Source organism: Streptomyces sp. NPDC048111 (assembly GCF_043202815.1).
Taxonomy (GTDB): domain Bacteria; phylum Actinomycetota; class Actinomycetes; order Streptomycetales; family Streptomycetaceae; genus Streptomyces.
The window spans coordinates 118940-145305 of sequence record NZ_JBIDBD010000003.1 but is presented as its reverse complement, the minus strand read 5'-3'; the positions used below and the strand labels follow the sequence as shown (position 1 = coordinate 145305).

The window sequence follows — 26366 nt, the reverse complement described above, 5'->3', positions numbered from 1 at the left end:
GCGGCCGGGCGCCGCGGGGGAGCGGACACGGCCCCGCGCGGCACGGCAGCGGCGCCGCCCGGCGCGGAAGCGGCCCCCGCGAACCGTCCGTACGGTCACCGGTTCGGGTGGATTTCCGTTCCGCTCCGTAGTGCGCCGTAGGTGCTCCCGCCAGCGCTTACGCCCCCGGCGCACGCCCGTCGCCCCCCTCGTCTCGCTTGCCCCGGATGTCGGCCAATGCGAGAAATGCCTCGGCGCAAGCGCGACGAGGGGAGAGTTACGTGGGCGGGATCACTCTGGTGAAGGACGAGCGGGCCGGCGGGCCCGCTCCGGCCCCGGCGGTCTCGCCGACGGGCCAACTCCCGCCGCCCGAGCCCCCGTTGGAGCCGCGCCGGGTGCGCACGGTCTTCCTCGGCCTGATGCTGACCCTGCTCCTCGCGGCCCTCGACCAGATGATCGTCGCGACCGCCCTGCCCAAGATCGTCGGCGATCTGCACGGCCTCGACAAGGTCTCCTGGGCCGTCACCGCCTACCTTCTCGCGTCCACCATCGGCCTGCCGATCTACGGCAAGCTCGGCGACCAGTTCGGCCGCAAGCCCGTCTTCCAGTTCGCCATCGTCGTGTTCGTCATCGGCTCGGCCCTCGCGGGCTGGTCGCGCAACATGGACGAGCTGATCGCCTTCCGCGCCGTCCAGGGCATCGGCGGCGGCGGCCTCATGATCGGCGTGCAGGCGATCATCGCGGACATCGTGCCGCCCCGGCAGCGCGGCCGGTACATGGGCCTGATCGGCGCCGTCTTCGGACTAGCCTCGGTGGCCGGACCCCTGCTCGGCGGCTTCTTCACCGACCACGCCTCCTGGCGCTGGTGCTTCTACATCAACGTGCCCTTCGGCCTCGTCACTCTCGCCGTCATCACCGCCGTCCTGAAGCTGCCCAGGCCCCGGGTGCGCCCGCGCCTGGACGTACTCGGCATGCTGCTGCTCGCCACCGCCTCGACCTGCCTGGTCCTGCTGACCAGTTGGGGCGGCACCGAGTACGCCTGGGGCTCGCGCACCATCCTGGGCCTGGCCGCGGGCGCGGTCGGAACGACCCTGCTGTTCCTGGTCGTCGAGAACCACGCGGCCGAACCGGTCATCCCGCTGCGGCTGTTCCGCGACTCGATCTTCACCGTGTCCGGGCTCATCGGCGCGGTCGTCGGGGTCGCGCTGTTCGGCGCCGCGAGCTATCTGCCCACCTTCCTGCAGATGGTCGACGGGGCCAGCGCCACCGAGTCCGGGCTCCTGGTGCTGCCCATGATGGGCGGCATCGTCGGCGCCTCGATCATCTCCGGCCAGCTCATCAGCCGCACCGGGCGCTACAGGATCTACCCGATCGCGGGCGGGGCGGTCTCGGCCGTCGGCATGTGGCTGCTCTCCCGGCTCGACACCGACACCCCGCGCCTGCACTACAGCCTCTGGATGGCCGTGCTCGGCGCGGGCATCGGCCTGGCCATGCCCGTCCTGGTGCTCGCCGTGCAGAACGCCGTCGACCCGGCCGACCTCGGCACCGCCACCAGCGCCAACAACTACTTCCGGCAGATCGGCGGCAGCGTCGGCGCCGCCGTCTTCGGCACCCTGTTCACCAACCGCCTCGCCCACGCGCTCACCGAGCAACTCCCGGCCGGCGCCCGCCTGCCCGACCCCGAGTCGATCACCCCGCAGCTGGTGCACGCCCTGCCGGCCGCCCTGCGTGACGGCTACATCCGGGCCTACGCCGACGCCATGCCCAGGATCTTCCTCTACCTCGTGCCGGTGCTCGTGCTCGGCTTCGTCCTCGCCTTCTTCCTCAAGGAGCAACCGCTGGTGTCCCACAACGCCCCCACCGCCGAGCCCGCCCCCGCGACCGACACCGTTGCCGACACCGCGCCGCTGCCCCACGCCCGCACCGCCCCCACCTCCGGCTACGTCAGCGGCGTTCCGGTGACCGGTACCGTCCAGCACCACGACGGCTCCACCGTGCCGCGCGCCGCCCTCACCCTCGTCGACGTGCGGGGCCGGCAGGTCGGGCGCGGGGCCAGCGGCTCGGACGGGCGCTACGCGCTGAGCGTGCCCGGCGCCGGATCGTACGTCCTGATCGCCGCGGCCGGCGGCCACCAGCCGCAGGCGGTCGCGGTGACCGTCGGCGAACGCCCCGTCGACCTCGACGTGGTGCTCGGCGGCGCCGGCCGGCTGGCCGGCATCGTGGTCACCGCCGACGGCAGCCCCGTACGGGACGCCGCCGTCACCCTCACCGACGTACGCGGCGAGGTCGTCGCCAGTACCCGCAGCGGACGCGAAGGGACCTACGTCATCGGCGAGTTGGTGGCCGGTGAGTACACCCTGGCCGCCAGCGCCCCCGCCTTCCGCCCGGCGGCCCTGCCCGTCTCGGTGCAGGCCTCCCGCGAGACCCGCCAGGACATCGAGCTGGCCGGGGGAGCGGTCCTGCGCGGCACGGTCCGCGCGGGCGGCGGCCGGCCCGTGGAGGACGCCCGCGTCACCCTCCTGGACGCCGCGGGCAACGTCGTGGACACCCTCACCACGGGCCCCGACGGCACGTTCCGCTTCGTGGACCTGTCGTCCGGCGAGTACACGGTGATCGCGGCGGGCTACCCGCCGGTGGCGACGGTGCTGCAGGTGGCGGGCGGCGGCCGGACCGAGCGGGACCTCCAGCTGGGGCACGAGGACTGACCGCTTCCGGGGCGGCCCGGCGCGGGCCCCTGCCCGTCCTGGTCCCGGCCGCCCCGCCCGGAGTTGACCTTTCGTCAGTTCCGTCCGCCCCCGCGCGCGGGCGTGCGCCTATTCATCGGTTGGCTCCCGCGCGGTGCCGCGATGGCCGTACGGTGGAGAAGAGGCCGCTGGATCGCGCGGCTGGGAAGGAGCCACCCACCCATGGACAGTGGTACTCCGCCGACGTCGCCGCAGCTCGCCGTGGCCGGACGGATCCCGCTCGCCGTGGTCGTCGTGGACGGCGACGGTCTGGTGTCGCACTGGTCATCGGGTGCCCGCAAGCTGTTCGGGCCGGCCAAGGAGGAGGCCGTCGGGCGCTCGGCCTCCGATCTCCTGCCCGTCTCGGGGGCGTTGGAGCAGAGCTACGAGGACTACGACGCCTTCGACGAGCTCGGCCCCGGCCTCGACGCGCCGCTCACCGGGCGCACCGCCTACCCCAGCGCGGGCCGGGCCACCCTGAGTGAGCCGGGGCGCGAGCGCAGCGACGTGCTGTGGTGGGCCTACCCGCTGGTGGGGCCCGGGCCCGAGCGCCTCCTCGTGCTCGCGGCGGACGCGGCGCTGCTGCACCAGGCGGCGGACGACGACGGCTCGGTCGAGCGGATAGCGCCCGGCTTCGCCCTGCACACCGACTTCCCCGGAGCCGACGAACTCGCCCGGCGCCTGCCCGAGATCCTGCCCAGCATGAGCGTCGGCGAGAGCGCGCGGATCGTGGCCCAGGTACTCGAACTGGGCTATCCGGTCCTGGAGTTCAGCCAGCACGACCGCGTTCCGGTGACCCCCGACTGGGGCGTGCCCCGGCGCGCGGAGCACCGGGCCGGGCGCCGCCGCCACCCCCTGGAGCCGGTCTCCCCGGCCCAGCCGCCCGCACCCGAGTTCGCCGCCGACCTCGAATACGCGGCCGTGCGCGAGCGGCTCGAATTCCTCAACGAGGTCAGCGGACGCATCGGCTCCTCGCTCGACCTGGCCCGCACCATCCAGGAGGTGAGCGCCGCCGTCGTGCCGCGCTTCACCGATGTCGCCGGCACCTATCTGCGCGAGCAGGTCATCGCCGGTGAGGGCTTCCCCGACGGGCCGCCCGACGAGCGGACGCTGTGGCACCGGGTCGCCCTGGAGCACGTCGACCAGCCGGGCCGCTGGGACGACGTGGTGCCGGTCGGCGAGTCCATGCCCTTCCCCGCCCACACCCCCTTCTTCCAGTGCATGACGTCCGGCGAACCCGTCCTCGTACCGAGGATCAGCGAGCAGCTGGGCACCGCCATCGCCTCGCAGTTCGAGAAGCGGGACATCCGGCCGCTCATCACCGGCCGCTCGATGCTGGTGGTCCCGCTCAAGGCACGCAACGTCGTCCTCGGCTTCATGATCCTGCTCCGGCACGCGGAGCGGGCCGAGTTCAACGACATGGACCGGGTGACCGGCGCCGAACTGGCCGCTCGGGCCGGGCTGGTGCTCGACAACGCCCGCATGTACACCTACCAGGAGAGCGTCGCCGACACCCTCCAGGACTCGATGCTGCCGCAGGTCGCCCCGCGCACGGCGGGCTGTGACACGGCCACCCGCTATCTGCCCGGCACCCTGCTCGGCCGGGTCGGCGGCGACTGGTTCGACTCCATCAAGCTGCCCGGCTCGCGCACCGCCCTCGTGGTCGGCGACGTCATGGGCCACGGCCTCAACTCGGCGGCCATGATGGGCCAGTTGCGCACGGCGGTGCAGACCATGGCCGCGCTGGACCTGCCGCCCGACCAACTCCTGCGCAGCCTCGACGACTTGGCCCAGCGCCTGGGCGAGCACTACCTCGCCACCTGTCTGTACGCGGTCTACGACCCGATCAGGGGCGAACTCCTCATGGCCAACGCGGGCCATGTGCCGCCCGTGGTCGTACGGTCCGCCGACGGCCGCAGCGAACTCCTCGACCTGCCCACCGGGGCGCCGATCGGCGTCGGCGGAGTGCCGTTCGAGACCGCCCGCGTCCGCGTCGAGCCCGGCGACCGGCTCATCATGTGCACCGACGGGCTCGTCGAGGTGCGCGGCCAGGACATAGGTGTGGGGCTCGCCACGCTCTGCGAGTCCGCGGCCCACCCGGCGGCCTCCATGGACGACGCCTGCGACACCATCATCCGCGCCCTCAACACCCGCGGCGGCCGCAAGGACGACGTGGCCCTGCTCATGGCGCGGCTCAACGGCATCGCCGCCGAGGACGTCGCCGAGTGGCGTCTCGACGCGGACCCGCGGAACGCCGGCCGGGCGCGCCGGCTGGTCCGTGAACGGCTCGCGCTGTGGGGCCTTCCGGATGTGTCGGACACCGTGGAGCTCCTGGTCAGCGAGGTGGTCACCAACGCGATCCGGCACCCGCACGGCGGCCGGATCGAGCTCCGTCTGGTGCGCGCCGAGGCGCTCCTGTGCGAAGTGGTGGACGACGACCACCGGCTGCCGACGCTGCTCAGCGCCGGGCCCGCCGACGAGAGCGGCCGGGGCCTGCGGGTGCTCGACGCCCTCGCCCGCGAGTGGGGCACCAGCCGCACCGGCAACGGCAAGACGGTCTGGTTCGACGTGGCCCTGCCGGCCGCGGGCCGCCGCGCGCGCTGACCGCGACGGCCCCCGCGACCGCCTCCGCAATCGCCCCCGGAGCCGACGCGCACGGCCCAACTCCCGTTGCTCGAACGGCAGGTGAAGGTATGCGCCGGACGCTTGCCCGGCGCGCGCCGCGCGCGGTAGACCGATCTTGACACTGTGCATGCGCTGCCTGGGGAGTCGGTCATGAGTGTGACGAGCAAGTACCTGGACGCCTGGGAGGGGTTCTGGCGGGAGGCGCCGGACGAACAGGGAGCGGTGTTCTGGGACGCCGAACCCGCTCTGACCGCCGCCCGCCACCTGGCCCACTTCGCCCCCCGCATCGACCGCCCCGACCTCCCGATGGTCGACATGGGCTGCGGCAACGGCACGCAGACCCGCTACCTCGCGGCCCGGTACGAGAACGTCCTCGGTGTCGACCTCTCGTCCGCCGCCGTCGAGCACGCCCGCGACCAGGACACCGGTGCGGAGGCCGAGTTCGAGCAGCTGGACGCCACCGACCCGAAGGCCGTCCACGAGCTGCACGGCCGGCTCGGCGACGCCAACGTCTATGTCCGGGGCGTCCTGCACCAGTGCGAGCCCGCCGACCGCCAACTGGTCGCCGACGCCGTCGCCACCCTGCTCGGCGAGCACGGCCGGGCCTTCGTGGTGGAACTCGCCGAAGCCGCCAAACCCGTCCTCCTGAAGCTGGCCCAGAGCCCCCAGGGCCCGCCGCCCAAGCTCCGCCCGGTCTTCGCCCACGGCATCGCACCGGGCGAGGTATCGGACGCGGCGCTCGTCCAGCTGCTGACCAACGCGGGCCTGAGCGTGACCGCGCAGGGCGAACTCCCGCTCATCACCACGGAGTACACCGCCGACGGCCGGCGCATCGAGCTGCCGTCCAGGTGGCTGGTCGTGGGCCGCGCGCCGCACGGCGGGGGAACGAAGCCGTCCTGAGCGTGGCGGGGCCGCGCCCCGGAGCCGGCGTCATCGAGGGCGGGCGCGCCAGGGCCGCGGCGGGCTAGCCGCGGGAACTGAGGGTGAAGGTCGCGCCGTCCGGGTCGCTCAGCCGCACCCAGGGCCCGGTGGCCGCCGTACCCGCGGCCAGGACGGTGGCGCCCCGGTCCCGGGCCTTCTCGGCGTGGCCGCGGGGATCGTCGACGCTGAAGTGGGTGTGCCAGTGCGGACGCAGACTCGGATCCGGGGCCGCTTCGACGGCGCCGGACGTGAGCCGCGCCAGCACATGGCCGCGGTGGCTCAGAAGCACCTCGTCGTTCTCGTAGCGGACCTCGCAGCAGCCCGGGCGCCGGCTCGCCCACTCCAGGACCTCGCCGTAGAAGATGGCCGCGTCGAAGGCGTCCCGGGTCTGCAGCCTGGTCCAGGCCGGGGTGCAGTCCCGCCAGGCCTCCCAGTTGGAGACGAGCGGGCCCTGCCAGATGCCGAAGACCGCCCCGTCCCGGTCGGCGGCCAGCGCGCCCCGCCCGGTGTGCAGGGCGACCGGCCCGACCGCGACCGTGGCCCCGCGCTCGCGGATGCGGGCCGTGGTGGCATCGGCGTCCTCGACCGCGAAGTACGGGGTCCAGGCGACGGCGACCTGGAGCGAGGGGGCGAGCGCGCCGATCCCGGCGACGGGGACGCCGTCCGCGAGCGCCACCCGGAACTCCTCGCCCAGCGAACCCGACCGGAACGTCCAGCCCATCACCGCGCCGTAGAAGTCGAGCGCGGCGTCCAGGTCGCGGGCCATCAGGCTGACCCAGCACGGCGCCCCGCACACGGCCGCGCTCGTACCGGCGACGGGCTCGCCGTCGGGGACGGCCGTGGCGTCGGCCGCGTCGGTGGTGTCCGCGTTGATGGGTGGCGGCGTCACGAAAACCCTCACTTCCAGGCATTTCGGCATACCGGCACAGAGGCCTCATCAGTATCCCGCTCCCCACGCCTACCCGCATGCCGGGGCGTAACACCCCAGAGTCGACATCGAGGCATGGACCGGGGCGGGGCCGGCACGCTCACCCGTCCGGGTCGCAGCTCGCACGGCGGCGGCCGATGGTGATCAGGGCGGCCATCAGCGCGTCGTGGTCGTCGCGCGCCGCCACATGGACCGCGCCCTCCTCCAGTACAGCGTCCAGCTCCGGGAGCCCGTTCGTGGCCGGGGTGGTCCGCAGGATCACACCGCTCGGCGGGGTCAGCGCGCGCAGGCCCGTGAACAGGGCCGCCGGATCGCTGTCGCCGTGCATGCTCGGATCGAGGACGGTGACGTCCGGCAGCAGCATGTGCGCCTGGGCCAGGGCGAGGCGGGGACTGGGCGTGTGCGAGATGACGCGGAAGTGCGGATTGCGGTGGATGCGCTCGCGCAGCACCGCGGCTTCCTCGTCAGTGGCAACGAGCAGGACGGTCATCACCCTTACAGGATGGCCGCACCGGCCGGGCCCAGCCACGCGAGAACGCCCCGGGCCGCCGGAGCCCGGGGCGTGGCGGCCCGGCCTCCAGGTCAGGCGAACGCCGCCGCCGCGATCAGCCGGGCCGTCTCCCGGCCCGCCCGCACGGCGCCCGCGTCCGCACCCGTACCGGTGGCCGGTACGCAATGACCGCGCTCGGGGTCGTAAGTGGTCAGGACGACGCCCGCGTGGTCGGCGTCCATCTCGTACAGGGCCGGCGACCGGCGGCGCTCACCGAGGGCGGCGAGGAGATCCCGCGAGTGGTGGCTCGGGACCACGGCGTCCGCGGTGCCGTGGATCAGGACGACGGGCACACCCGGCGCGGCGGCGGCGCGGGATTCCGGGGTGCCCGATGCGCCCCGGGGCGCCGGAGCCGCCGTTCCCCCGGCCGGGTCGTCCAGCAGTACCGCTCCGGTGCAGCGGGCCGGGCGGTCGTAGCGGCCCGCGATGCCGACGACCGCCTTCGGTGGCGGGCAGTCCGTGAGATCGGGGCGCAGACCCGTGGCGAGCGCCGCGCCCGCCCCGGCCGACCAGCCCGCCACCACGAGCCGCCCGGGGTCGGCGCCGAGGCCGGGCGCGTGCTCCTGTACGTACCGCAGCGAGGCGATCAGATGGGCGTGCCCGCCGTCGGGGGCGTCCGAGCGCCAGTCCGGCACGAACACGGTCAGCCCGTGCGAGGCCGTCTCCTCGGCGAGGGCGCCGAGCTCGAAACGGGAGTCCGGGGCCATGCCGTGCCACAGGAGTACGGCCGGGGTGGTGCCCGGCGCGTCCTCGGGGCGGTACACGTCGAGGAGCCCGGGCGCCGCCCCGTCCCGGCTGTAGGAGACGGTACGGACGGTGCTGATCGGCATGACGAGTCCTCGGGTCGCGCGGCTCGGCGCCGCTGAAACGACCTTCACCGTAGTGGAGTTCGCGGGGCGGCGGCGGCCGGGGCCGGTGTGGCCGGTGCAGGGTGGGCGGGCTCGGGCCGGCCTGCTCGGTGGGCCTGCTTCCGGCGACCCCTCCGTTTTTCTCCGCACCTGCCCGCGGAATCCGGCATGTCCGCCTTGTCGGGTAAGGGCCGCCGCCAGTACGGGAGTTGCTGCGCCGGTGGGGTGCCTTCCGGCAGCGACCGGATACGGTGCGGGGGTGCTGATCAAGGGGCAGGAACCGGGGACGGCGCTGCTGCTGGCAGCCGCCCCGGCCAACAAGAGCCGACTCATCGACGCGGCCTCGGTACTGCCGGGTCTGGCCGCGGTCCCCCCGGCCGTGCTGGCGGGGGCCGCCGAGGCCACGGTCGTGGAACTCGCGGACCCGCTGGACCCGCAGACCGTGCTGACCCGCGTACGGGCCGTGGCCGCCGCGCCCGGACCGCTGTTCCTGTACGTGGCGGGCCAGTTGCACGTGGACGGCAAGCAGCGGCAGATCCACCTCGCGCTCGCCCGCACCACCCCGGCGAGCCTGCGCTACACCGCGCTGCCGTGGGCCTGGCTGGCGCACGAGCTGCGGATGCGTGCCCCCGGCACGACCACGGTGCTGGCCGACCTGGCCGCCGACCCCGGGGCGTGGCAGCGGGTGACGGGGGAGGGCCTCACGCTCGGCCCCGGGGTCCGCCTGTACGGCCGGATCGTGCCGTCCTCGCCGCGCGGGCGGACGCTCGCCCCCGACTATCTGAAGGTGTACGCCGAGGTGTGGCGCGCCGGCGCCCGGCCCTCGCTCGCGGAGCTCCACGCGTACGCCGTGGACCGGACACCCGGCGACGCCCTGCACCTCGCGCTCGGCGACGGGGTGCAGGGCGGCGCCCCGGTCCCGGCGGCGGCCCCGGTCCCGGCCGCGCCGCCGTCCGCCCCGTCGGCCGGGACCGCGGGCAACGACCCGCATCCGGCCATCCTGGCCGCCGCCAACGCGGGGCGGCACGGCGAGGCCGCCTCGATGGCGGCGGTGTGGGAGAGCGAGGCGATGCGTACGTACGGGGCCGGTTCGCTGGAGGCGGTGCACTGGCTGGAGGTCCGTGCCGACCTCGCCCGGCTCGCGGCCGAGCCCGTCCGCTCGTGCGAGTTGTGGATGGCGGCGGCGCAGGCCCGCCTCGCGCGGCGCCAGACCACCGACGACACGGACGTGCAAGGGGCCGTCGACCGCGCCCACCACCAGTGGGAGCAGGTCAGGGACCCGGAACGGGCCCGCTCGCTCGCCCCGTCCCTGGTCGCCCTGCGCCGCCAGGTGCCGGGCCTGCAACGCGGAGCCCTGGAGGCGGTGCAGCGCCGCCTCGAACAACTCCAGGACATCCCGGCCACGAGCCGCAGAACCCGCTCAGCGGTACCGGGCTGACGGACGCTGACCTGACCGGGCCGAACCTCGGCCACCACTGGCGGAGCTGTCCCGACGGGGCCGGCGTGCCCGGGCCCTACCGCTTCCGGCGCCCGGCCCCGCGCAGCCGCTCCTCCCAGCGGCCCGTCGTCCGTCCCGCCGACCAGACCCGGCGCACCCAGCGGGCCGCCCACCCGGCGCGGCGGGCCCTGGCCCGCACCGGGCGGCCCAGCGACGCGGGGAGCGAGCCCCGTCTCCTCGACCTGACCATGCCCCCAGGGTGGTCCGCCCGGCCGGCGTACGCACCCCGGGCCACGTCCGCCGGGCACGCGGCATCCGCGGGGGAGGCCGCGACCGACGGCCACCCGCAGACCGCCCCGCCCGCCGCGCACGGCCGGCCCGGGCGTGCGGGGGCGCCGGGAGCCGCCACAGGTGTGGACCGGTGATGGCCGTGCGGTCCCTGGCCCGGCCCTGGTCCGGCGGGTACCGTGGGGCGCCATGAAGATCCTCATCAGCGCCGACATGGAGGGCGCCACCGGCGTCACCTGGCCGGCCGACGTGCTGCCGGGGACCCCGCAGTGGGAGCGCTGCCGGGGCATGTTCACCTCGGACGTGAACGCCGCGGTGCTCGGATTCTTCGACGGCGGCGCCGACGACGTGCTCATCAACGAGGCGCACTGGTCGATGCGCAATCTGCTGCTCGAGCGGCTCGACGAGCGCGCCCAGATGCTGACCGGCAAGCACAAGTCGCTGTCGATGGTCGAGGGCGTCCAGCACGGCGACGTGGACGGCATCGCCTTCGTCGGCTACCACACGGGCGCCGGCACCGCGGGCGTCCTCGCCCACACCTACCTCGCCAACTCCATCACCGGGGTGTGGCTCAACGGGCGGCGCGCCAGTGAGGGGCTCCTCAACGCGCACGTGGTCGCCGAGTACGGGGTGCCCGTCGTCCTGGTCACCGGCGACGACCTCACCTGCCAGGACGCCGAGGGCTACGCGCCCGGCGCCCGCAAGGTCGCCGTCAAGGACCACGTCTCGCGGTACGCGGCGGTGTGCCGCACCCCGGCCCGTACCGCCGCCGACATCAGGGCCGCCGCCGAGGAGGCCGCACGGCTCGCCCGCAGGACCGCCCCCGTGGAGGGCGGACCGTTCACCGTGGAGATCGAGTTCGACGCGGAGCACCTGGCGGACGCGGCCACCGTGGTGCCGGGCGTGGCGCGTACGGGTGAACGGCGGGTCTCCTACACCAGTTTGACGATGTATGAGGGAATTCGCACCTTCAAGGCGGTTACGACGATCGTCTCGTCCGCGGTGGAGGAGCAGTATGGCTGAGACGGAGTCGGAGAACGGCACGGACAGGGACGCGGGAACGGCAGACCCGACCGCGCTCGACGAGGTGGTGACCTTCACCTCCGAGCTGATCCGGATCGACACCAGCAACCGCGGCGGCGGCGACTGCCGCGAGCGCCCGGCCGCCGAGTACGTCGCCGAGCGCCTGGCCGCGGCCGGTCTGGAACCCCGCATGCTGGAGCGCACCGCGGGCCGCACCAACGTGGTGGCCCGGATCGAGGGCACCGACCCCGGCGCCGACGCCCTCCTGGTGCACGGTCACCTCGACGTGGTGCCCGCCGAGGCCGCCGACTGGAGCGTGCACCCCTTCTCCGGCGAGGTCCGCGACGGTGTGGTGTGGGGCCGGGGCGCCGTCGACATGAAGAACATGGACGCCATGGTCCTGGCGGTCGTCCGGGCCTGGGCCCGGCACGGGGTGCGGCCCCGGCGCGACATCGTCCTGGCCTACACCGCCGACGAGGAGGCCAGCGCCATCGACGGCGCGGGCTTCCTCGCCGACCACCACGCCGAGCTGTTCGAGGGCTGTACCGAGGGCATCAGCGAGTCCGGCGGGGTCACCTTCCACGCCGGACAGGGCATGGAGATCTACCCGATCGGGGCGGGGGAGCGCGGTACGGCCTGGCTGCGGCTGACCGCGCGGGGGCGGGCCGGCCACGGCTCCAAGGTCAACCGCGCCAACGCGGTCAGCCGGCTCGCGGCCGCCATCACCCGCATCGACGCGCACACCTGGCCCGTCAGGCTCACCCCGACGGTCCGCGCGAGCCTCGTCGAACTCGCCGCGCTGCACGGCATCGAGGCCGACCCGTCCGCCGACGGCTTCGACGCCGACGAACTGCTCGGCAAGCTCGGGCCCGCCGCCGCCCTGGTCGAGCCGGTGCTGCGCAACAGCGCCAACCCGACGATGCTCGAAGCGGGTTACAAGGTCAACGTCATCCCCGGGCACGCGACCGCGTACGTCGACGGGCGCACCGTACCCGGCGGCGAGGCCGAATTCCGCACCACCATGGACGAGTTGACCGGCCCCGACGTCGACTGGGACTTCCACCACGGGGAGGTCGCCCTCCAGGCGCCGGTCGACTCGCCGACCTACCGCAGGATGAAGGCGGCCGTCGAACGGTTCGCGCCCGAGGGCCATGTCGTGCCGTTCTGCATGTCGGGCGGCACCGACGCCAAACAGTTCTCCCGGCTCGGCATCACCGGCTACGGCTTCGCCCCGCTGAGAATGCCACCCGGCCTCGACTACCAGGCCCTGTTCCACGGCGTGGACGAACGGGTACCGGTGGACGCGCTCCACTTCGGGGTCCGGGTGCTCGATCATTACCTGCGCACCGCCTGACCGCCCGCCGGCCGCGCACCGCCCGTCGCCGTTCCGCACGGCCGCCGGGCGGCATGCGGCCCGGACCGCCGCACCCATTCCGCACAGTCCCTGAGGGGGAGTTGTCACCATGGTGCCCACCGCACCCTACGGAAGCTGGCCGTCGCCCATCGACGCGGCGCTCGCCGCGGCCCACGACGGCCGTGCCGACCACGTCGGCTTCGTCGGCGACGCGTTGTGGTGGACGGAGTCGCGCCCGTCCGAGGGCGGCCGGTTCGCCCTGATGCGCCGGCACGCCGACGGCTCGGCGCGCGAGGTGCTGCCCGAGCCGTGGAACGTGCGCACCCGCGTCATGGAGTACGGCGGACGTCCCTGGGACGGCGCCGAGCGCGACGACGCGGCCCCGCTGATCGTCTTCGTCCACTTCGCCGACCAGCGGCTGTACGCCTACGAGCCGGACAGCGGCGCCGCGCCCCGCCCGCTGACCCCGCTCTCCGCGACCGGCGGCGGCCTGCGCTGGGTCGACCCGCGCATCGACCTCGGCCGGGGCGAGGTGTGGTGCGTCCTGGAGGAGTTCACGGGCGAGGCACCCACCGACGTGCGCCGCGTCGTGGCAGCCGTTCCCCTGGACGGCTCCGCCGCCGAAGACCGCGGCGCCGTACGGGAGTTGAGCGACGGGCGGCACCGCTTCGTCACCGGACCGCGGCTGTCCCCCGACGGCACCAGGGCCGCCTGGATCGGCTGGGACCACCCCCGCATGCCGTGGGACGGCACCGAGCTGCTCCTCGCCGAGATCGGCGAGGACGGAGACCTGCGTGGCGCCCGCGCGGTGGCCGGGGGCCCCGAGGAGTCCATCGCGCAGGCCGACTGGAGCGCCGACGGCCGGCTCCTGTTCGCCTCCGACCGCGACGGCTGGTGGAACCTGTACCGCGCGGAGCCCGCCGACGGCACGGCCGTCGCGCTCTGCCCGCGCGCGGAGGAGTTCGCCGGGCCCCTGTGGCAGGTCGGACGGCGCTGGTTCCAGCCCCTGCAGAGCGGCCTCGTCGCCGTCGTGCACGGCGCCGGCGCCGGCACGCTCGGAATACTCGACCCCGAGAGCGGCGAACTCGTCGACGCCGCCGGGCCGTGGACGCAGTGGGCCGCGACCCTGGCCGCCCACGGCAGCCGCGTCGTCGGCGTCGCCGCGAGCCCGCGCAGCGGTCACGAACTCGTCGAGCTGGACACCGCCACCGGGCGCGCCCGCGTGGTCGGATGCGGCCACCGGGACGCGGTGGACCCGGCGTACTACCCCGAACCGCACCTGCGCACCTTCACCGGGCCGGGCGGCCGCGAGGTGCACGCCCAGGTCCACCCGCCGCACAGCCCCGACCGCACCGCGCCGGCCGGTGAACTGCCGCCCTACGTCGTCTGGGTGCACGGCGGCCCCACCGGCGCCAACCCCCTCGTACTCGACCTGGAAACCGCCTACTTCACCTCCCGCGGCATCGGTGTCGTCAAGGTCGACTACGGCGGCTCCACGGGCTATGGGCGCGCCTACCGCAACCGGCTGCGCGGCCAGTGGGGCGTGGTCGACGTCGAGGACTGCGCCGCGGTGGCCCGCGCGCTCGCGGACGAGGGCCTCGCCGACCCCCGCCGCCTCGCCATCCGCGGCGGCAGCGCGGGCGGCTGGACCACCGCCGCCTCGCTCGCCACCACCGACGTCTACGCCTGCGGCACCATCAGCTACCCCGTCCTCGACCTCACCGGCTGGCCCGATGTCACCCACGACTTCGAATCCCGCTACCTCGACACCCTCGTCGGCCCGTACGCCGAGGTGCCCGACCGCTACCGCGACCGCTCGCCCGCCCAGCACACCGACCGCGTCACCGCGCCCTTCCTGCTGCTCCAGGGCCTGGACGACGCGATCTGCCCGCCCGTGCAGTGCGAACGGTTCCTGGAGAAGATGACCGGACGCGGCGTCCCGCACGCCTACCTCGCCTTCGCCGGCGAGGGCCACGGCTTCCGCAGGGCCGACACCCTGATCCGCGCCCTGGAGGCCGAACTCTCCCTGTACGCCCAGGTGTTCGCGATCGAACGCGAGGACGTCCCGCGCCTGGAGCTGACCAGGTGACCGCCGCGGCACTGACGCGCCCGCCCCGGCTGGGCCCCGACGCCAGGATCGCGGTCGTCGCCCCCAGTGGCCCGGTCGTCGAGGAACGGCTGCGCCGGGGGCTCGACGTGCTGCGCGGCTGGGGCCTCGACCCCGTCGCCACCGGACAAGTCACCGACCGCCACCCGCGGTTCGGCTATCTGGCCGGCGAGGACGACAAGCGCGCCCGTGACTTCCAGGAGGCGTGGTGCGACCCGACGGTCGACGCGGTCATGTGCGCCCGCGGCGGCTACGGCGCCCAGCGCATGGTCGACCTCCTCGACTGGAACGCGCTGCGCGCCGCGCGGCCCAAGGTGCTCATCGGCTTCAGCGACATCACCGCCCTGCACGAGGCGTTCGCCGTGCGCCTGGGCCTGGTCACCCTGCACGGCCCGATGACGTCCGCGCTCACCTTCCTCGACGACGCCGCCGCCCAGGAGTCCCTGCGCACCACCCTGTTCGAGCCCGAGGCCGCGATGACCCTCGGGCGGCCCGGCGCGGGCCCCCTGGTGGGCGGCCGGGCCCGCGGCGTCACCCTCGGGGGCTGTCTGTCCCTGCTCGCCGCCGGCCTCGCCACCCCGCACGCCCGGCCCCGTGCCGCCGGCGGTCTGCTGCTCATCGAGGACATCGGCGAGGAGGACTACCGCCTGGACCGCGCCGTGACCCAACTCCTGCGCGCGGGCTGGCTCGACGGTGTGGCAGGCGTCGCCCTCGGCTCCTGGAAGGACTGCGGCCCCTACGACCGGCGGGTGCGCCCGGTGCTGCGGGACCGCCTCGCCCCGCTCGGCGTGCCCGTCGTGGAGAACCTGGGCTTCGGTCACTGCGACACGGCCCTGACCATGCCGCTCGGGGTGCCCGCGGTCCTGGACGCGGAGGCGGGCACCGTGACGCTGGACGTGCCCGCCCTGGCGTGAGCCCGCCCGGCGTGAGCGGCCCCGGTGGGTGACGCGACGTCAAACCGCTTGTGCCGCAAGCGTTGACGCCGCGGTCGCGCCTGTCACAGCATGAGGGCGCCCGGGCCTACCGATCGGTAGGCCCGCTCGCCGTGGAGGACGCCGTGACCCGTCGCCGTACCGTGCCCAGACCCCGCAAGCCGCTCGCGGCCGTCCTCGGCGCGGCGCTCGCCCTGCCCCTGCTCACCACCGCACCCGCCGCCGCGCAGGGGGCGAGCACACCCCAAGTCACGGTCACCGCACTGAAGTTCACGGTCACCGCCGGCGGCCGCACCTGCGCCGTCGACGCCGACCTCTACCGCCCGGCCGGGGCCGACCGGGCCCACCCCGCGCCCGCCGTGCTCACCACCAACGGCTTCGGCGGGAACAAGGCGGACGGCAACACCGACGGCACCGCCAGGGCGTTCGCGGCCCGCGGCTACGTGGCGCTCGCCTACTCGGGGCTCGGCTTCGGCAAGTCCGGCTGCCTCATCTCGCTCGACGACCCGGGCATCGACGGGCGCGCCGCCTCCCGGCTCATCGACTTCCTCGCCGGGACCCGCGCCGCCGACGACGGCACGCGCATCGACTTCGTGACCCGCGACCGGCCCGGCGACCCCCGCGTCGGCATGATCGGCGGCTCCTACGGCGGCGCCGTCCAGCTGGCGACCGCCGCCGTCGACCACCGGGTCGACGCCCTCGTCCCGATGATCACCTGGAACGATCTGTCGTACGCGCTCGACCCCAACAACGCCGGCGACCGCAAGGTGCCCGGCGCCTTCAAGTGGCAGTGGACCAACGGGTTCTACCTGATCGGCGAGAGCCAGCCGATCACCCTGCCCAACCTCGACCCGTCCCGCTGGGGCACCCTCGGCTGTGTGCACTTCGTATCCGACGCCTGCCGCACCATCGGTCTGCTCAACTCCGGCAGCTATCCGGCCGCCGCCACCGCCGCGATGCTGCGCTACGCCCGCAGCGTCTCGCCGGTGTCCTACCTCGACCGCGTCGAGGCACCCACCCTGCTCATCCAGGGCCAGACCGACAGCCTGTTCAACCTCAACGAGGCGAGCGCGACGTACAACAGGCTGCGGGACAACGGCACCGCCACCAAGATGATCTGGCAGTCGTCGGGACACAGCGGCGGCCAGGTGGCCGGTGAACTCAACCTGGCCCAGGGCAACTTGGAGACCAGCTACACCGGCCGGCGCATCCTGGCCTGGTTCGACCGCTACCTCGGGAAGAAGAAGCACACCGACACCGGGCCCGCCTTCGCCTACTACCGGGACTGGCAGAGCGGCTACGGCGAGGCCGCCAAGGTGCCGCCGCTCTCACAGAAGGTGTACCTCTCGGGCGACGGCAAGCTCGTCGACAACCGCGCCAAGGTGGCCAGCGGCAGCCGCACGTACACCAACTGGGCCGTCCCGACGAGCCATTCGGAGAGCTCGCTGGCCGGCTCGATCGGCCTGCCCGACCCGGCGCCGTACGACACCCCCGGCACCTACCTCGGCTGGGACACCGATCCGCTGAACGCTCCCGTCGACGTGGTCGGCTCGGCGAAGGCCACCCTGAAGGTGTCCTCGCCCGAGGCCAGGAGGACCCAGCGCTCCGGCGACGCGGCCGACAAGCTCGTCCTGTTCGCCAAGCTCTACGACGTGGCGCCCGACGGAACCAAAACGCTGGTGCGCCGTCTGGTCGCCCCGGTACGGGTGCCCGACGTCACCAGGCCGTTCACCGTCACCCTGCCCGGCATCGCGCACCGCTACGAGGCCGGGCACCGCATCGAGTTCGCCGTCGCCGCGAGCGACGACGCCTACCTCGGCAACAAGGGCATCAAGCCGGTCACCGTCGTGAGCGCCCCCGCGGACACGGGGACGCTCCAACTGCCCGTCGTCAGCGGGAGGTTGAACTGAGCGCCGCGTAGCCCGGGCGCACCACCTCGTCGATGATGCGACGGCGCTGCGGCAGCGGCAGGAACGCCGCCTCGACCGCGGCGACCGTGAACTCCTCGAAGACCTCGGGTCCGTAGCCGAAGGCGTCCACCATGTGCTGGAACTCCTCGCTCATGGTGGTGCCGGACACCAGGCGGTTGTCGGTGTTCAGGGTCACCGTGAAGCCGAGCCGGCGCAGCTCGTCGATCGGGTGCTTCTCGTAGGAGAGGGCCGCGCCCGTCTGGAGGTTCGACGTCGGGCAGACCTCCAGCGCGATCCGGTTGTCCCGGACGTACGCGGCGAGGTGACCGAGGGTGCCGTCGGCGGCGATGTCGTCGGTGATCCGCACCCCGTGCCCGATGCGCTCGGCGCCGCACACCTGGACCGCCTCGTGCACCGACTCGGCGCCCACGGCCTCGCCGGCGTGGATGGTGATGTGGCAGTTGGCGCGCTTGAGGTGCTGGAAGGCGGGCAGGTGCTCGGCCGGCGGGTTGCCGATCTCGCCGCCCGCGATGTCGAAGCCCGCCACCCCGCGGTCGCGGTGGGCGACCGTGAGCTCGGCTATCTCCAGCGAGCGACGGGTGTGGCGCATGCCGGTGAGCAGGGCCCGCACGGTGATCCGGCCGCCGGTGCGGCGCTCGCCCTCGCGCAGACCCTCGTTGACGGCGTCCACGACCTCGTCCAGGGTCAGGCCGCCCTCCAGGTGCTGCTCGGGCGCGTAGCGCACCTCCGCGTAGACGACCCCGTCGGCGGCGAGGTCCTCGGCGCACTCGGCCGCGATGCGGTGCAGCGCCTCACGGGTCTGCATCACCGCGCAGGTGTGGGCGAACGTCTCCAGGTAGCGCTCCAGGGAGCCGGAGTCGGCGGCGTCGCGGAACCAGAGGGCGAGCTCGGCCGGGTCCTCGGTCGGCAGCGCGGCATAACCGCAGGCGCGGGCCAGCTCGACGATGGTGGCGGGGCGCAGGCCGCCGTCGAGGTGGTCGTGCAGGACGGCCTTGGGGGCGCGGCGGATCCACTCGGCGGGGGTGCCCGGAGCGGCGGCGGCAGGGTTGTCAGACAAGTGCATGAGGCGGGAGTGTACAGCGTGCCGGAGCGCCCGCCATCGGGCCGCCGGACCGCTAGCCGTTCTGGATCACCGGCAGCGCCGGGGCGCCCGTCGGCAGCATGTGCTTGGCGGCCATCACCGGGGTGCCCTCCACCCGGACGACCTGGGTGATCAGGACGGCCGGGGTGTCCGCCGGGCGTTCCAGCTGCTCACCCCTGCGCCGCCCCAGCAGCGTCGCGCTCACCCCGCTGTGCGCGCTCAGCTGCACCCCGCGCGAGGACTCCATCAGGACGGTGAGCATGGCGGCGGCGGGCTCGGCGGCCAGGGCCTCGGCGAACGCCGGGTGCAGCCGCCCCAGGACGTCCTCGGGGGCCGCCCACTCATGGCTGAGCGCCACCGCGAGGTCCGCGCCGACCAGCAGCGACTCCCAGAACCGCAGCTCACAGCCGGCCGGGGCGAGCAGATGCTGGGCGGTGAAGTCGGTGGGCTCCTCGCGGCTGCGCAGCAGCGCCCGCACCCGCACCGGGCCGAGCAGCCCGTCGAGCGCCTGGAGCTGCTCGAAGCCGCGCCGGGGCGGGTGGGCGTTCACGGTGCGGCCCACCCCGCGCCGCACCGAGAGCAGCCCGTCCTCCTGGAGCAGCAGCAGCGCCTCGCGCAGGGCGGGGCGGCTCACCCCGAGCTCGCCCGCGAGCCGGGGCTCGGAAGGCAGCGTGGAGCCCGGGGGATAGGTGCCGTCGTGGATCGCGTCGGCGATCCGCTCGTACAGCGCCACGACCGGCCTGCGCTGCTGTCCGCCCACTGCCATGAACCCGCCCCTCGACGTACGGAAGGCCAGCATGCCCGGCGTCTACTTGTCTGACAAGGCGGGCCCGCCCGCCGCCGTCACCTCACCCGTACGGCCCGCCGCAGCGCACCCCGGCGCCGCCCGTCGGTCAGGCTGAGGAGGCAGCAGCGGTGGTGCCGGCGAGGAAAGGGCGGGACATGGGCCCCAGGAACGACACGAGCGCGACGACGAGCAGGACGGGCGGCTTCTTCACCCCCGGCAGGATCGCCGCGATGGCGCTGCTGGTCCTGGCCCTCGTCTTCATCTTCGAGAACACCCGCCGCGTCAAGATCCGGCTGCTGATCCCCGAGGTCTCCATGCCGCTCTACCTCGCGCTGCTCGCGGTGTTCCTCATCGGGCTGTGCTGCGGCGGCTACCTGATGAGACGACGCGGCAGATGAGGCCCGCACCCACGCGGCGAGCACCGGACGGCGCCTGACTAGGCTGCCCCGATGCGAACCCAGCACCCCTTCCTGGCCGAGGGCCCCCGGGTGGGCATACGCCACTTCACGCCCGGGGACGCCGAGGAGTTCACCACCCTCGCCGCGTCGAGCCGCGCCCTGCACGGCCCCTGGCTCGCCCCGCCCACCGGCCCCGAGGCATACGCGGCCTATGCCGGCCGGCTGCTCACCGACCCCGCCCGGCACGGCTTCCTGGTGTGCGAGCGGGACGGGGGCGCCATCGCCGGGTTCATCAACATCAACAACGTGGTGGAGGGCGCCTTCCTGAGCGGCGCCCTCGGCTACGGCGCCTTCGCCCCGGCCGCCGGGCGGGGCCTGATGACGGAAGGCCTCGCGCTCGTGACGCGCCACGCCTTCACCACGCTCGGGCTGCACCGTCTGGAGGCCAACATCCAGCCCGCGAACGAGGCCTCGCTCAAGCTGGTGCGCCGCGCGGGCTTCCGCCTGGAGGGGTACTCGCCGGACTTCCTCTTCATCGACGGCGCGTGGCGCGACCACGAGCGCTGGGCCCTGACGAAGGAGATGACGGACCGCGCGGCCGGAGCCCGCTAGCGCCGCCCGCCCTTGTGGTTGATCTTCATGGTGTCGAGGTCCGTCACCGTGCAGCGCAGATCGCGGAAACCGTGGCCGAGCGCGGCGAGCGCCGTCTCGGCCCGGTCCTCGGCGATGGCGGCGGCCATCTCCTCGCCGTCGGCGGCGTCCGAGACCACCGTGAAGCGCCACGAGAAGTGCTTCAGCGCGCGGTCGTAGGTGAGCGAGCCCTCCGGCGTGAAGGCCATCGCGGTCAGGCCGTGGTCCTCGACCTCGGCGAGCAGTCGCGCGCGCGAATCCTCGCTCAGACCGTCCCACACACCGCGCACGATCACCCGGTAGGTGTGCTGCTCGCTCATGTCCCGCTGTCCTTCCCGTACCGCTCGTCCGTTGCGCACAGATCGTCCCCCACGCGGCGGAACGTGTCGATCGATATACCGGGGCGCGGTGCGGCACGACGGCCCGCTCCCTCCGCCGCCGGTCCCTTTGCGGGCGCCTTTGCGCAATCCTGACCCGGGCAGCCCCTGGCCGTTGTCGGTGGCGCGGTGTTCCATGGTCATCGGGGGATCGGCCGAAAGAGCCGCCGAAGCCCCGTACGAGGGAGTGAGGTTGCCTTGGCCACGACCGTGCGACGTGCCGTACTGACCCTGCCCGGCGCTCCGTTGGGCGAGGCGAACCCGCTGCCCGCGCTGCGCCCGCGCGACGAACTGCACCGGCTCGACGAGCGGTCCAAGGAAGGCCTCCCGCGCGACATGGCCCGCCAGATCGGCTACGAGCCGCTGGAGACGCTGCTGCCCGTCCAGGTCATGGACGGCTACGGACGCGAACGCGCCGAGGTCGAGCTCGACACCATCGTGATCGAGAACGACCGGCTGCGCGCCACCGTCCTGCCGGGCCTCGGCGGCCGGGTCCACTCGCTGTTCCACAAGCCCACCGGCCGTGAACTCCTTTACACCAACCCGGTGTTCCAGCCCGCCGACTTCGCGCTCAACGGCGCCTGGTTCTCCGGCGGCATCGAATGGAACATCGGCGCCACCGGCCACACCACCCTGTCCTGCGCCCCCATCCACGCCGCCCTGGTGGCCGCGCCCGACGGCGGCGAGATGGTCCGCCTGTGGGAGTGGGAGCGGCTGCGCGACCTGCCCTTCCAGGTCGACCTCTGGCTCCCCGACGACTCCGACTTCCTGTACGTGGGCGTACGCGTGCGCAATCCGCACGAGCGGACGGCGCCCGTCTACTGGTGGTCCAACATCGCGGTCGAGGAGGACGCGGACACCCGCGTCCTCGCCCCCGCCGACGAGGCCTGGCACTTCGGATACGAGCGCACCCTGCGCCGCGTGCCCGTCCCCGTCTGGGACGGCGTCGACCGCACCTACCCGCAGCGCAGCACCTACCCGGCCGACTACTTCTACGAGGTCCCCGACGGGGCCCGCCGCTGGGTCGCCTCGCTCGACGGCGGCGGGCACGGCCTCGTCCAGACCTCCACCGACGCCCTGCGCGGCCGCAAGCTGTTCCTGTGGGGATCGGGCCGCGGCGGCCGGCGCTGGCAGGAGTGGCTGACCGAGCCCGGCACCACCGGATACGCCGAGATACAGGCCGGCCTGGCCCGCACCCAGCTGGAACACGTGCCGCTCGAAGCGGGCGCCGAGTTCTCCTGGCTGGAGGCCTACGGCCCGCTCAGTGCCGAACCGGCCGTGGTGCACGGCGCCGACTGGCCGGCCGCCCGCGCCGAGGCCGAGAACAGACTGGAGCAGGCCCTGCCGCGCGCCACCGTGGAGCAGGCGTACCGCGCCTGGCGCCCGTTCGCCGACACCGAGCCGGGCGAGCACCTCGCCACCGGCTCCGGCTGGGGCGCCCTCGAGGTCCTGCGTACGGGCATGAAACTGCCCGGCACCCCCTTCCCCGAACTGACGCTCACTCAGGAACAGCGGCCCTGGGCCGAGTTGCTGCACACCGGCGTCCTCCCCGAGCCGCGCAAGGTGGCGCCGCCGGGTCCGACCCTGGTCGCCGCGCACTGGCGGGACATGCTGGAGACGGCGCCGGCCCGTCCGCTCACCGAGTACCACCTGGGCGTCGCCCAGTGGCACGCCGGCGACCGCGCCCAGGCCGTACGCAGCTGGGAGCGCGGCCTGCCGCTCGCCCCGTCCCGCTGGCCGCTGCTGCGCTGCCTCGCGGTCGCCGACCAGCTGTCCGGGCACCCGAGCCGCGCCGCCGACCGCTATGCCGAGGCGTACGACGACTTCTGCCAGGAGCGCAGGGACGGCGCGGCATGGACGGCGGCCGACGCCGCGCTCGGCCGCGAGGCCATCGAAGCCCTGCTCGCGGCCGGCCGCCCGGCCGACGCCCGCGCGGTCTGGAACCGGCTGCGCCCCGCCGTGCGCGACCGCGGCCGCTTCCGCCTCATCGAGGCCCAGCTCCTGCTCGCGGAGGGCGACGTGGCCGGTGCGCGCGCCCTCTTCGACGCCGGCTTCGAGGTGGCCGACCTGCGCGAAGGCGCCGAAACCCTCAACGAGGTGTGGGCCCGCCTCACCGACGACCCGCTCCCGGACCGCTACCAGTACCGGATGCGCCCCGAGGAGTAACCCCGCCCCGCGGGAGGCCGGAGTTCGGAGCCCTGCCCCGGCGGGGCCTCGGGGCCCGGAGTCCGGAGTTCGGCCCTGGCGGGGCCTCGGCGTGGCGGGGCCTCGGCCTGGCGGCTCCGGACTCCGGCGGGGGTGTCTGGCCCGCTGCCGGTGCCGATATGGGGATTCGACTGCGGCTCGGCCGGGCCCGGCCACTACGCGGGCAGACCGATCGGAAGTCCGCCGCTCGGTCCGCCGCTGAGTACGCCGCTCAGTACGCCGGCTTGCGGTCGACGTACTCGAAGACCGAGCCGTCGGGGTGGACCGCGATCAGATTGCGGCCCACCGGCGTCGGAACCGGCCCGGCGATGACGCGTGCCCCGGCCGCGGTGAGCGTGGTGTGGGCGTCGTCGACGTCCCGGACGGCCACGGTCGCCGCGACCTTGCGCAGTACGTCGAGCTCCGCCTCGGGCCCGCTCATGAGCAAGAAGGCGCCGACCGCGGCGACGGACACGCCGCCCCGTTCGAAACGGAGCGCCTGGCTGCCGGTGACGCGCTCGTAGAAGACGATCGCGCTGTCCAGGTCGTCGACGCAGATGCGCAGCGTGGTCCCTAGAATCTCCATGCCGCGAAGCCTAGTTGGGGGAGATCGTCGACGGCAGTGGAACCGGGCGCCTTGGGCGGGGCGCGCCGAGCCGGGGAGGGGGGAGAGTGAGAGCGCTCTCGACGCGGAGCCGGCTGGGGGTGGTCCTGGGGGCAGGCTGGGTGAGAGCGCTCTCGGCATTTCGCGGACCGGCGGGGCTCCGGGCGGGGCCAGCCGTGAGAGCGCTCTCGGCGCGGCCAGGCCCAGAGCGGCATCCCTGGCGGCCCCGAGGTGAGAGCGCTCCCGAAGCCGCGCGGGCCGGCCCGGCTCGGCCCTCCCGCCGGCTCCGGCCCGCTCGCCGATTGCGCGGTGGACCCCCACGACGCGCAACCCTCAAGTAGCGCAACTCTCACGCGGCGCAGCCCCTACGCGGCGCAGCCCCTACGCGAGGCAACCCCAACGCGAGGCAACCCCCTACGCGGCGCAGCCCTCACACCCGGCACAGGATCTCGCCGTGCGGCACCAAGAACCACCCGTCGTCCCGACGACTCCACTCCCGCCACGCTTCAGCGACGGCAGCCAGCTCGGCCCGGGTCGCGTGCCCGCCGGCCACCGCCAGCTCCGCGTAGGAGGAGCCCACGGTACGGTCCGCCCACAGGCCGCCCCACCACGCCCGTTCCTCGTCGGAGGCGAAGCACCACGTGCTGGCGGAGGCCGTGATGTCGGAGTAACCGGCTTGCTGCGCCCAGGACTTGAGGCGTCGGCCCGCGTCCGGCTCACCCCCGTTGGCCTGTGCCACGCGGTGGTACAGGTCCAGCCACTCGTCCAGGACCGGTGAAGCGGGGAACCAGGTGAACGCGCCGTAGTCGCTGTCGCGCACGGCGACGATGCCGCCCGGCTTGGTGACCCGGCGCATCTCGCGCAGCGCGCGCACCGGATCACCGACGTGTTGGAGCACCTGATGGGCGTGGACGACGCAGAACGTGTCGTCGGGGAAGTCCAGCGCGTGCACATCGGCCACCGCGAACGACATGTTGTCCAGCCCGCGCCCAGCGGCATGGGCCCGGGCCTGGTCGACGATGCCGGGCGCGTGGTCCACCGCCGTCACGTGCCCGTCCGGCACCAGGGCGGCCAGATCGGCGGAAATGGTGCCCGGGCCGCAGCCGATGTCCAGGATCCGCATGTGCGGCTTCAGCTCGCCGACCAGGTAGGCCGCGGAGTTGGCGGCGGTGCGCCAGGTGTGCGAGCGCAGGACCGACTCGTGGTGGCCGTGGGTGTAGACGGCGGTCTCGCCCGGCGTGGCCGGGGGCGTCTCCTGTGACATGAGCGGACTTCCTCTCCGAGAACTCGACGGCGAGCGGCACACCAAGAGCCGGGCGAGGCCGCTGGTGAACTGCCCTGCTGATGAGCCCACTTTAAGCCGGTCGGCCGTATCGTGAGATGCCTGTCTTGCTATGCGGACAATCGGCCAAGGTGCCTCAGAGTCCCCGGGGGACTGTGTGCGGCCCTGACGGGTACTCGGCCGCCATGGAAACGAACCTGCCGAACCTGCCGGAGCAGCTCTCCCAGGTCGTCCGGGACGCCATCAGGGACGAGCTGCGCGAACAGACCAAGAAACAGCGCCGAGCCGCGCGCATGTACGCGGGAGCCGGTGCGGCCGGACTGTACGGAGGCGCCGCGCTCACCGCGTTCCTGCTCCTCGCCCTCGGTATGGCGCTGCCCTACTGGGCCGCGGCGCTGATCGTGGCCGTTCTGCTGCTCGCCGCCGCCGTGCTGCTGAGCCGCAGCGCCCGCGACAGCCGCGGCGCGCCTCCCGACCGGCCGCCCGCACCCCTGGAGCCCGGCGTGCCGCCCGGCGCCCCGGTGATCCCGCCCACGATCCCCCCGAACGCCCCCGAACCACCGCGCCGCGCCCCCACCACGCGACACACGTGACCACGCCACACGCGTGACCACGCCACACGCGTGACCACGCCACACGCGTGACCACGCGACCCACACGAGCACGCGTCACACACGGGCACGCGACCCACGTAACAACCGGGACGCGTGAACCATCTCACTCCCCAACGTCCGCGCCCGGCGGCGTGCGGCCCGCAGCCGATGCGACCGAGCCGCCCGCCCGCCGCCGGGCGCGGACGCATGCCCGGACCGCACTACGTCGGCACTACGTCGGGTGATGCTCCCCCCAGGGGGTTGAGGTTCAGGGGGTTTGAGCTGGCGAGTCGCGGCTACCCGAAGGAGCAACCCCGGGAGGTGACATGGCGGACACAGACGAGAACTCACCGAAGACACCGCCCAGAAAGACGGCCAGGACGGCTACGAAGACCAGTGCCTCCAAGGCAGGCGCCACGAAAGCCAGCGCTTCGAAAGCCAGTGACGACGACGGCCTTCCGAGCGCGATGGAGGTACTGCGGGGCGCCCGAGCCCAGCTCTCCGAGCTGATCGGCATGAGGGCCGAATCCGTCTCGTCCTTCGAACGCACCGAGGACGGTTGGCAGTTGAGGATCGAGGTCCTCGAACTGTCCCGGGTTCCGGACACCATGAGTCTGCTCGCCTCCTACGAGGTCGAACTCGACCCGCGGGGTGAACTCACCGGCTACCGCAGGCTGCGGCGCTACGAACGCGGCCGCGCGGACAAGGGCAACTGAGCCCCGAAGCAGTCGAGTGCCGAACGCCCCGGTGCCGCGAGGAGCACACAGCGCCTGACGCATCCAT

The 26366-nt window shown here is 74.0% G+C and carries 23 protein-coding genes; 15 read left to right on the top strand and 8 right to left on the bottom strand.

The window, feature by feature from the left end; all coding sequences use genetic code 11:
* The first annotated feature begins 206 nt into the window (after positions 1-206).
* The 3 genes from ACGF3I_RS08415 to ACGF3I_RS08405 all read left to right on the top strand — a co-directional run bounded on the left by ACGF3I_RS08415 (position 207) and on the right by ACGF3I_RS08405 (position 6227).
* Entirely contained in the window at positions 207-2684 is a 2478-nt protein-coding gene (locus tag ACGF3I_RS08415; protein ID WP_393129850.1) for an MFS transporter, read from the top strand.
* 201 nt (positions 2685-2885) lie between these two features.
* Complete coding sequence (locus tag ACGF3I_RS08410) at positions 2886-5306, top strand: SpoIIE family protein phosphatase (RefSeq protein ID WP_393129849.1); 2421 nt, start codon at positions 2886-2888, stop codon at positions 5304-5306.
* Between the two features lie 171 nt (positions 5307-5477).
* Entirely contained in the window at positions 5478-6227 is a 750-nt protein-coding gene (locus tag ACGF3I_RS08405; protein WP_393129848.1) for a class I SAM-dependent methyltransferase, read from the top strand.
* A 64-nt stretch (positions 6228-6291) separates the two neighbouring features.
* Here ACGF3I_RS08405 and ACGF3I_RS08400 read toward each other — a convergent pair whose 3' ends face one another.
* The 3 genes from ACGF3I_RS08400 to ACGF3I_RS08390 form a co-directional block, all read right to left on the bottom strand.
* Positions 6292-7122 carry a VOC family protein gene (locus ACGF3I_RS08400; RefSeq protein ID WP_393130199.1) on the bottom strand — a complete coding sequence of 277 codons (831 nt, stop codon included), beginning with the start codon at positions 7120-7122 and terminating at the stop codon, positions 6292-6294.
* A gap of 154 nt (positions 7123-7276) precedes the next feature.
* Positions 7277-7666: a hypothetical protein gene (locus ACGF3I_RS08395; protein WP_393129847.1), complete on the bottom strand. Its 390-nt coding sequence runs from the start codon at positions 7664-7666 to the stop codon at positions 7277-7279.
* 92 nt (positions 7667-7758) lie between these two features.
* Entirely contained in the window at positions 7759-8556 is a 798-nt protein-coding gene (locus ACGF3I_RS08390) for an alpha/beta hydrolase family protein (protein WP_393129846.1), read from the bottom strand.
* Between the two features lie 277 nt (positions 8557-8833).
* Here ACGF3I_RS08390 and ACGF3I_RS08385 point away from each other — a divergent pair, with 277 nt between their 5' ends.
* The 7 genes from ACGF3I_RS08385 to ACGF3I_RS08355 all read left to right on the top strand — a co-directional run bounded on the left by ACGF3I_RS08385 (position 8834) and on the right by ACGF3I_RS08355 (position 17626).
* Positions 8834-10012 carry a hypothetical protein gene (locus tag ACGF3I_RS08385; RefSeq protein ID WP_393129845.1) on the top strand — a complete coding sequence of 393 codons (1179 nt, stop codon included), beginning with the start codon at positions 8834-8836 and terminating at the stop codon, positions 10010-10012.
* Between the two features lie 65 nt (positions 10013-10077).
* Positions 10078-10437: a hypothetical protein gene (locus ACGF3I_RS08380; protein ID WP_393129844.1), complete on the top strand. Its 360-nt coding sequence runs from the start codon at positions 10078-10080 to the stop codon at positions 10435-10437.
* A 52-nt stretch (positions 10438-10489) separates the two neighbouring features.
* Complete coding sequence (locus ACGF3I_RS08375) at positions 10490-11323, top strand: M55 family metallopeptidase (RefSeq protein ID WP_393129843.1); 834 nt, start codon at positions 10490-10492, stop codon at positions 11321-11323.
* A complete protein-coding gene (locus ACGF3I_RS08370) occupies positions 11316-12677 on the top strand; it encodes a M20/M25/M40 family metallo-hydrolase (RefSeq protein ID WP_393129842.1) in 1362 nt (453 codons plus the stop codon). The genes ACGF3I_RS08375 and ACGF3I_RS08370 overlap by 8 nt, the downstream gene beginning before the upstream one ends.
* A gap of 109 nt (positions 12678-12786) precedes the next feature.
* On the top strand, positions 12787-14766 hold the full coding sequence (locus ACGF3I_RS08365) for a prolyl oligopeptidase family serine peptidase (RefSeq protein ID WP_393129841.1): 1980 nt from the start codon (positions 12787-12789) through the stop codon (positions 14764-14766).
* Positions 14763-15698: an LD-carboxypeptidase gene (locus tag ACGF3I_RS08360; RefSeq protein WP_393129840.1), complete on the top strand. Its 936-nt coding sequence runs from the start codon at positions 14763-14765 to the stop codon at positions 15696-15698. The genes ACGF3I_RS08365 and ACGF3I_RS08360 overlap by 4 nt, the downstream gene beginning before the upstream one ends.
* Positions 15699-15841: 143 nt before the next feature.
* On the top strand, positions 15842-17626 hold the full coding sequence (locus ACGF3I_RS08355) for a CocE/NonD family hydrolase (RefSeq protein WP_393129839.1): 1785 nt from the start codon (positions 15842-15844) through the stop codon (positions 17624-17626).
* On the opposite strand, the gene ACGF3I_RS08350 is transcribed toward ACGF3I_RS08355, so the two are convergent.
* Together ACGF3I_RS08350 and ACGF3I_RS08345 are read right to left on the bottom strand one after the other, a co-directional pair.
* Positions 17607-18710, bottom strand: coding sequence for an adenosine deaminase (locus ACGF3I_RS08350; protein WP_393129838.1), 1104 nt, complete (start codon positions 18708-18710; stop codon positions 17607-17609). The genes ACGF3I_RS08355 and ACGF3I_RS08350 overlap by 20 nt on opposite strands.
* Positions 18711-18762: 52 nt before the next feature.
* Positions 18763-19494, bottom strand: coding sequence for a GntR family transcriptional regulator (locus ACGF3I_RS08345; protein ID WP_393129837.1), 732 nt, complete (start codon positions 19492-19494; stop codon positions 18763-18765).
* 176 nt (positions 19495-19670) lie between these two features.
* Here ACGF3I_RS08345 and ACGF3I_RS08340 point away from each other — a divergent pair, with 176 nt between their 5' ends.
* Positions 19671-19913, top strand: coding sequence for a LapA family protein (locus ACGF3I_RS08340; RefSeq protein WP_393129836.1), 243 nt, complete (start codon positions 19671-19673; stop codon positions 19911-19913).
* A gap of 51 nt (positions 19914-19964) precedes the next feature.
* A complete protein-coding gene (locus tag ACGF3I_RS08335; RefSeq protein ID WP_393129835.1) occupies positions 19965-20525 on the top strand; it encodes a GNAT family N-acetyltransferase in 561 nt (186 codons plus the stop codon).
* On the opposite strand, the gene ACGF3I_RS08330 is transcribed toward ACGF3I_RS08335, so the two are convergent.
* Entirely contained in the window at positions 20522-20863 is a 342-nt protein-coding gene (locus ACGF3I_RS08330) for a DUF6204 family protein (RefSeq protein ID WP_393129834.1), read from the bottom strand. The two genes, ACGF3I_RS08335 and ACGF3I_RS08330, sit on opposite strands and share 4 nt — an antisense overlap.
* A gap of 255 nt (positions 20864-21118) precedes the next feature.
* Between ACGF3I_RS08330 and ACGF3I_RS08325 the strand changes: the two genes are divergently transcribed.
* Positions 21119-23086 carry a DUF5107 domain-containing protein gene (locus ACGF3I_RS08325; RefSeq protein WP_393129833.1) on the top strand — a complete coding sequence of 656 codons (1968 nt, stop codon included), beginning with the start codon at positions 21119-21121 and terminating at the stop codon, positions 23084-23086.
* Between the two features lie 250 nt (positions 23087-23336).
* Here ACGF3I_RS08325 and ACGF3I_RS08320 read toward each other — a convergent pair whose 3' ends face one another.
* Together ACGF3I_RS08320 and ACGF3I_RS08315 are read right to left on the bottom strand one after the other, a co-directional pair.
* Positions 23337-23690 (bottom strand): VOC family protein, encoded by a 354-nt coding sequence (locus ACGF3I_RS08320; protein ID WP_393129832.1) that lies wholly within the window; start codon positions 23688-23690, stop codon positions 23337-23339.
* Positions 23691-24138: 448 nt separating this feature from the next.
* Positions 24139-24972, bottom strand: a complete 834-nt coding sequence (locus ACGF3I_RS08315) for a methyltransferase domain-containing protein (protein ID WP_393129831.1) — start codon at positions 24970-24972, stop codon at positions 24139-24141.
* Positions 24973-25175: 203 nt separating this feature from the next.
* On the opposite strand from ACGF3I_RS08315, the gene ACGF3I_RS08310 reads away from it, so the two are divergent.
* Both ACGF3I_RS08310 and ACGF3I_RS08305 read left to right on the top strand, forming a co-directional pair.
* Positions 25176-25583, top strand: coding sequence for a phage holin family protein (locus ACGF3I_RS08310; RefSeq protein ID WP_393129830.1), 408 nt, complete (start codon positions 25176-25178; stop codon positions 25581-25583).
* A gap of 326 nt (positions 25584-25909) precedes the next feature.
* Positions 25910-26299, top strand: coding sequence for a gas vesicle protein (locus ACGF3I_RS08305; RefSeq protein WP_393129829.1), 390 nt, complete (start codon positions 25910-25912; stop codon positions 26297-26299).
* The last annotated feature ends 67 nt before the right edge of the window (positions 26300-26366 follow it).

Coding starts and splice junctions, on each gene's coding strand:
- ACGF3I_RS08415 (WP_393129850.1), top strand. CDS start 207: ATGTCGGCCAATGCGAGAAATGCCTCGGCGCAAGCGCGACGAGGGGAG.
- ACGF3I_RS08410 (WP_393129849.1), top strand. CDS start 2,886: ATGGACAGTGGTACTCCGCCGACGTCGCCGCAGCTCGCCGTGGCCGGA.
- ACGF3I_RS08405 (WP_393129848.1), top strand. CDS start 5,478: ATGAGTGTGACGAGCAAGTACCTGGACGCCTGGGAGGGGTTCTGGCGG.
- ACGF3I_RS08395 (WP_393129847.1), bottom strand. CDS start 7,666: ATGACCGTCCTGCTCGTTGCCACTGACGAGGAAGCCGCGGTGCTGCGC.
- ACGF3I_RS08390 (WP_393129846.1), bottom strand. CDS start 8,556: ATGCCGATCAGCACCGTCCGTACCGTCTCCTACAGCCGGGACGGGGCG.
- ACGF3I_RS08375 (WP_393129843.1), top strand. CDS start 10,490: ATGAAGATCCTCATCAGCGCCGACATGGAGGGCGCCACCGGCGTCACC.
- ACGF3I_RS08370 (WP_393129842.1), top strand. CDS start 11,316: ATGGCTGAGACGGAGTCGGAGAACGGCACGGACAGGGACGCGGGAACG.
- ACGF3I_RS08365 (WP_393129841.1), top strand. CDS start 12,787: ATGGTGCCCACCGCACCCTACGGAAGCTGGCCGTCGCCCATCGACGCG.
- ACGF3I_RS08350 (WP_393129838.1), bottom strand. CDS start 18,710: ATGCACTTGTCTGACAACCCTGCCGCCGCCGCTCCGGGCACCCCCGCC.
- ACGF3I_RS08345 (WP_393129837.1), bottom strand. CDS start 19,494: ATGGCAGTGGGCGGACAGCAGCGCAGGCCGGTCGTGGCGCTGTACGAG.
- ACGF3I_RS08340 (WP_393129836.1), top strand. CDS start 19,671: ATGGGCCCCAGGAACGACACGAGCGCGACGACGAGCAGGACGGGCGGC.
- ACGF3I_RS08335 (WP_393129835.1), top strand. CDS start 19,965: ATGCGAACCCAGCACCCCTTCCTGGCCGAGGGCCCCCGGGTGGGCATA.
- ACGF3I_RS08330 (WP_393129834.1), bottom strand. CDS start 20,863: ATGAGCGAGCAGCACACCTACCGGGTGATCGTGCGCGGTGTGTGGGAC.
- ACGF3I_RS08320 (WP_393129832.1), bottom strand. CDS start 23,690: ATGGAGATTCTAGGGACCACGCTGCGCATCTGCGTCGACGACCTGGAC.
- ACGF3I_RS08315 (WP_393129831.1), bottom strand. CDS start 24,972: ATGTCACAGGAGACGCCCCCGGCCACGCCGGGCGAGACCGCCGTCTAC.
- ACGF3I_RS08310 (WP_393129830.1), top strand. CDS start 25,176: ATGGAAACGAACCTGCCGAACCTGCCGGAGCAGCTCTCCCAGGTCGTC.
- ACGF3I_RS08305 (WP_393129829.1), top strand. CDS start 25,910: ATGGCGGACACAGACGAGAACTCACCGAAGACACCGCCCAGAAAGACG.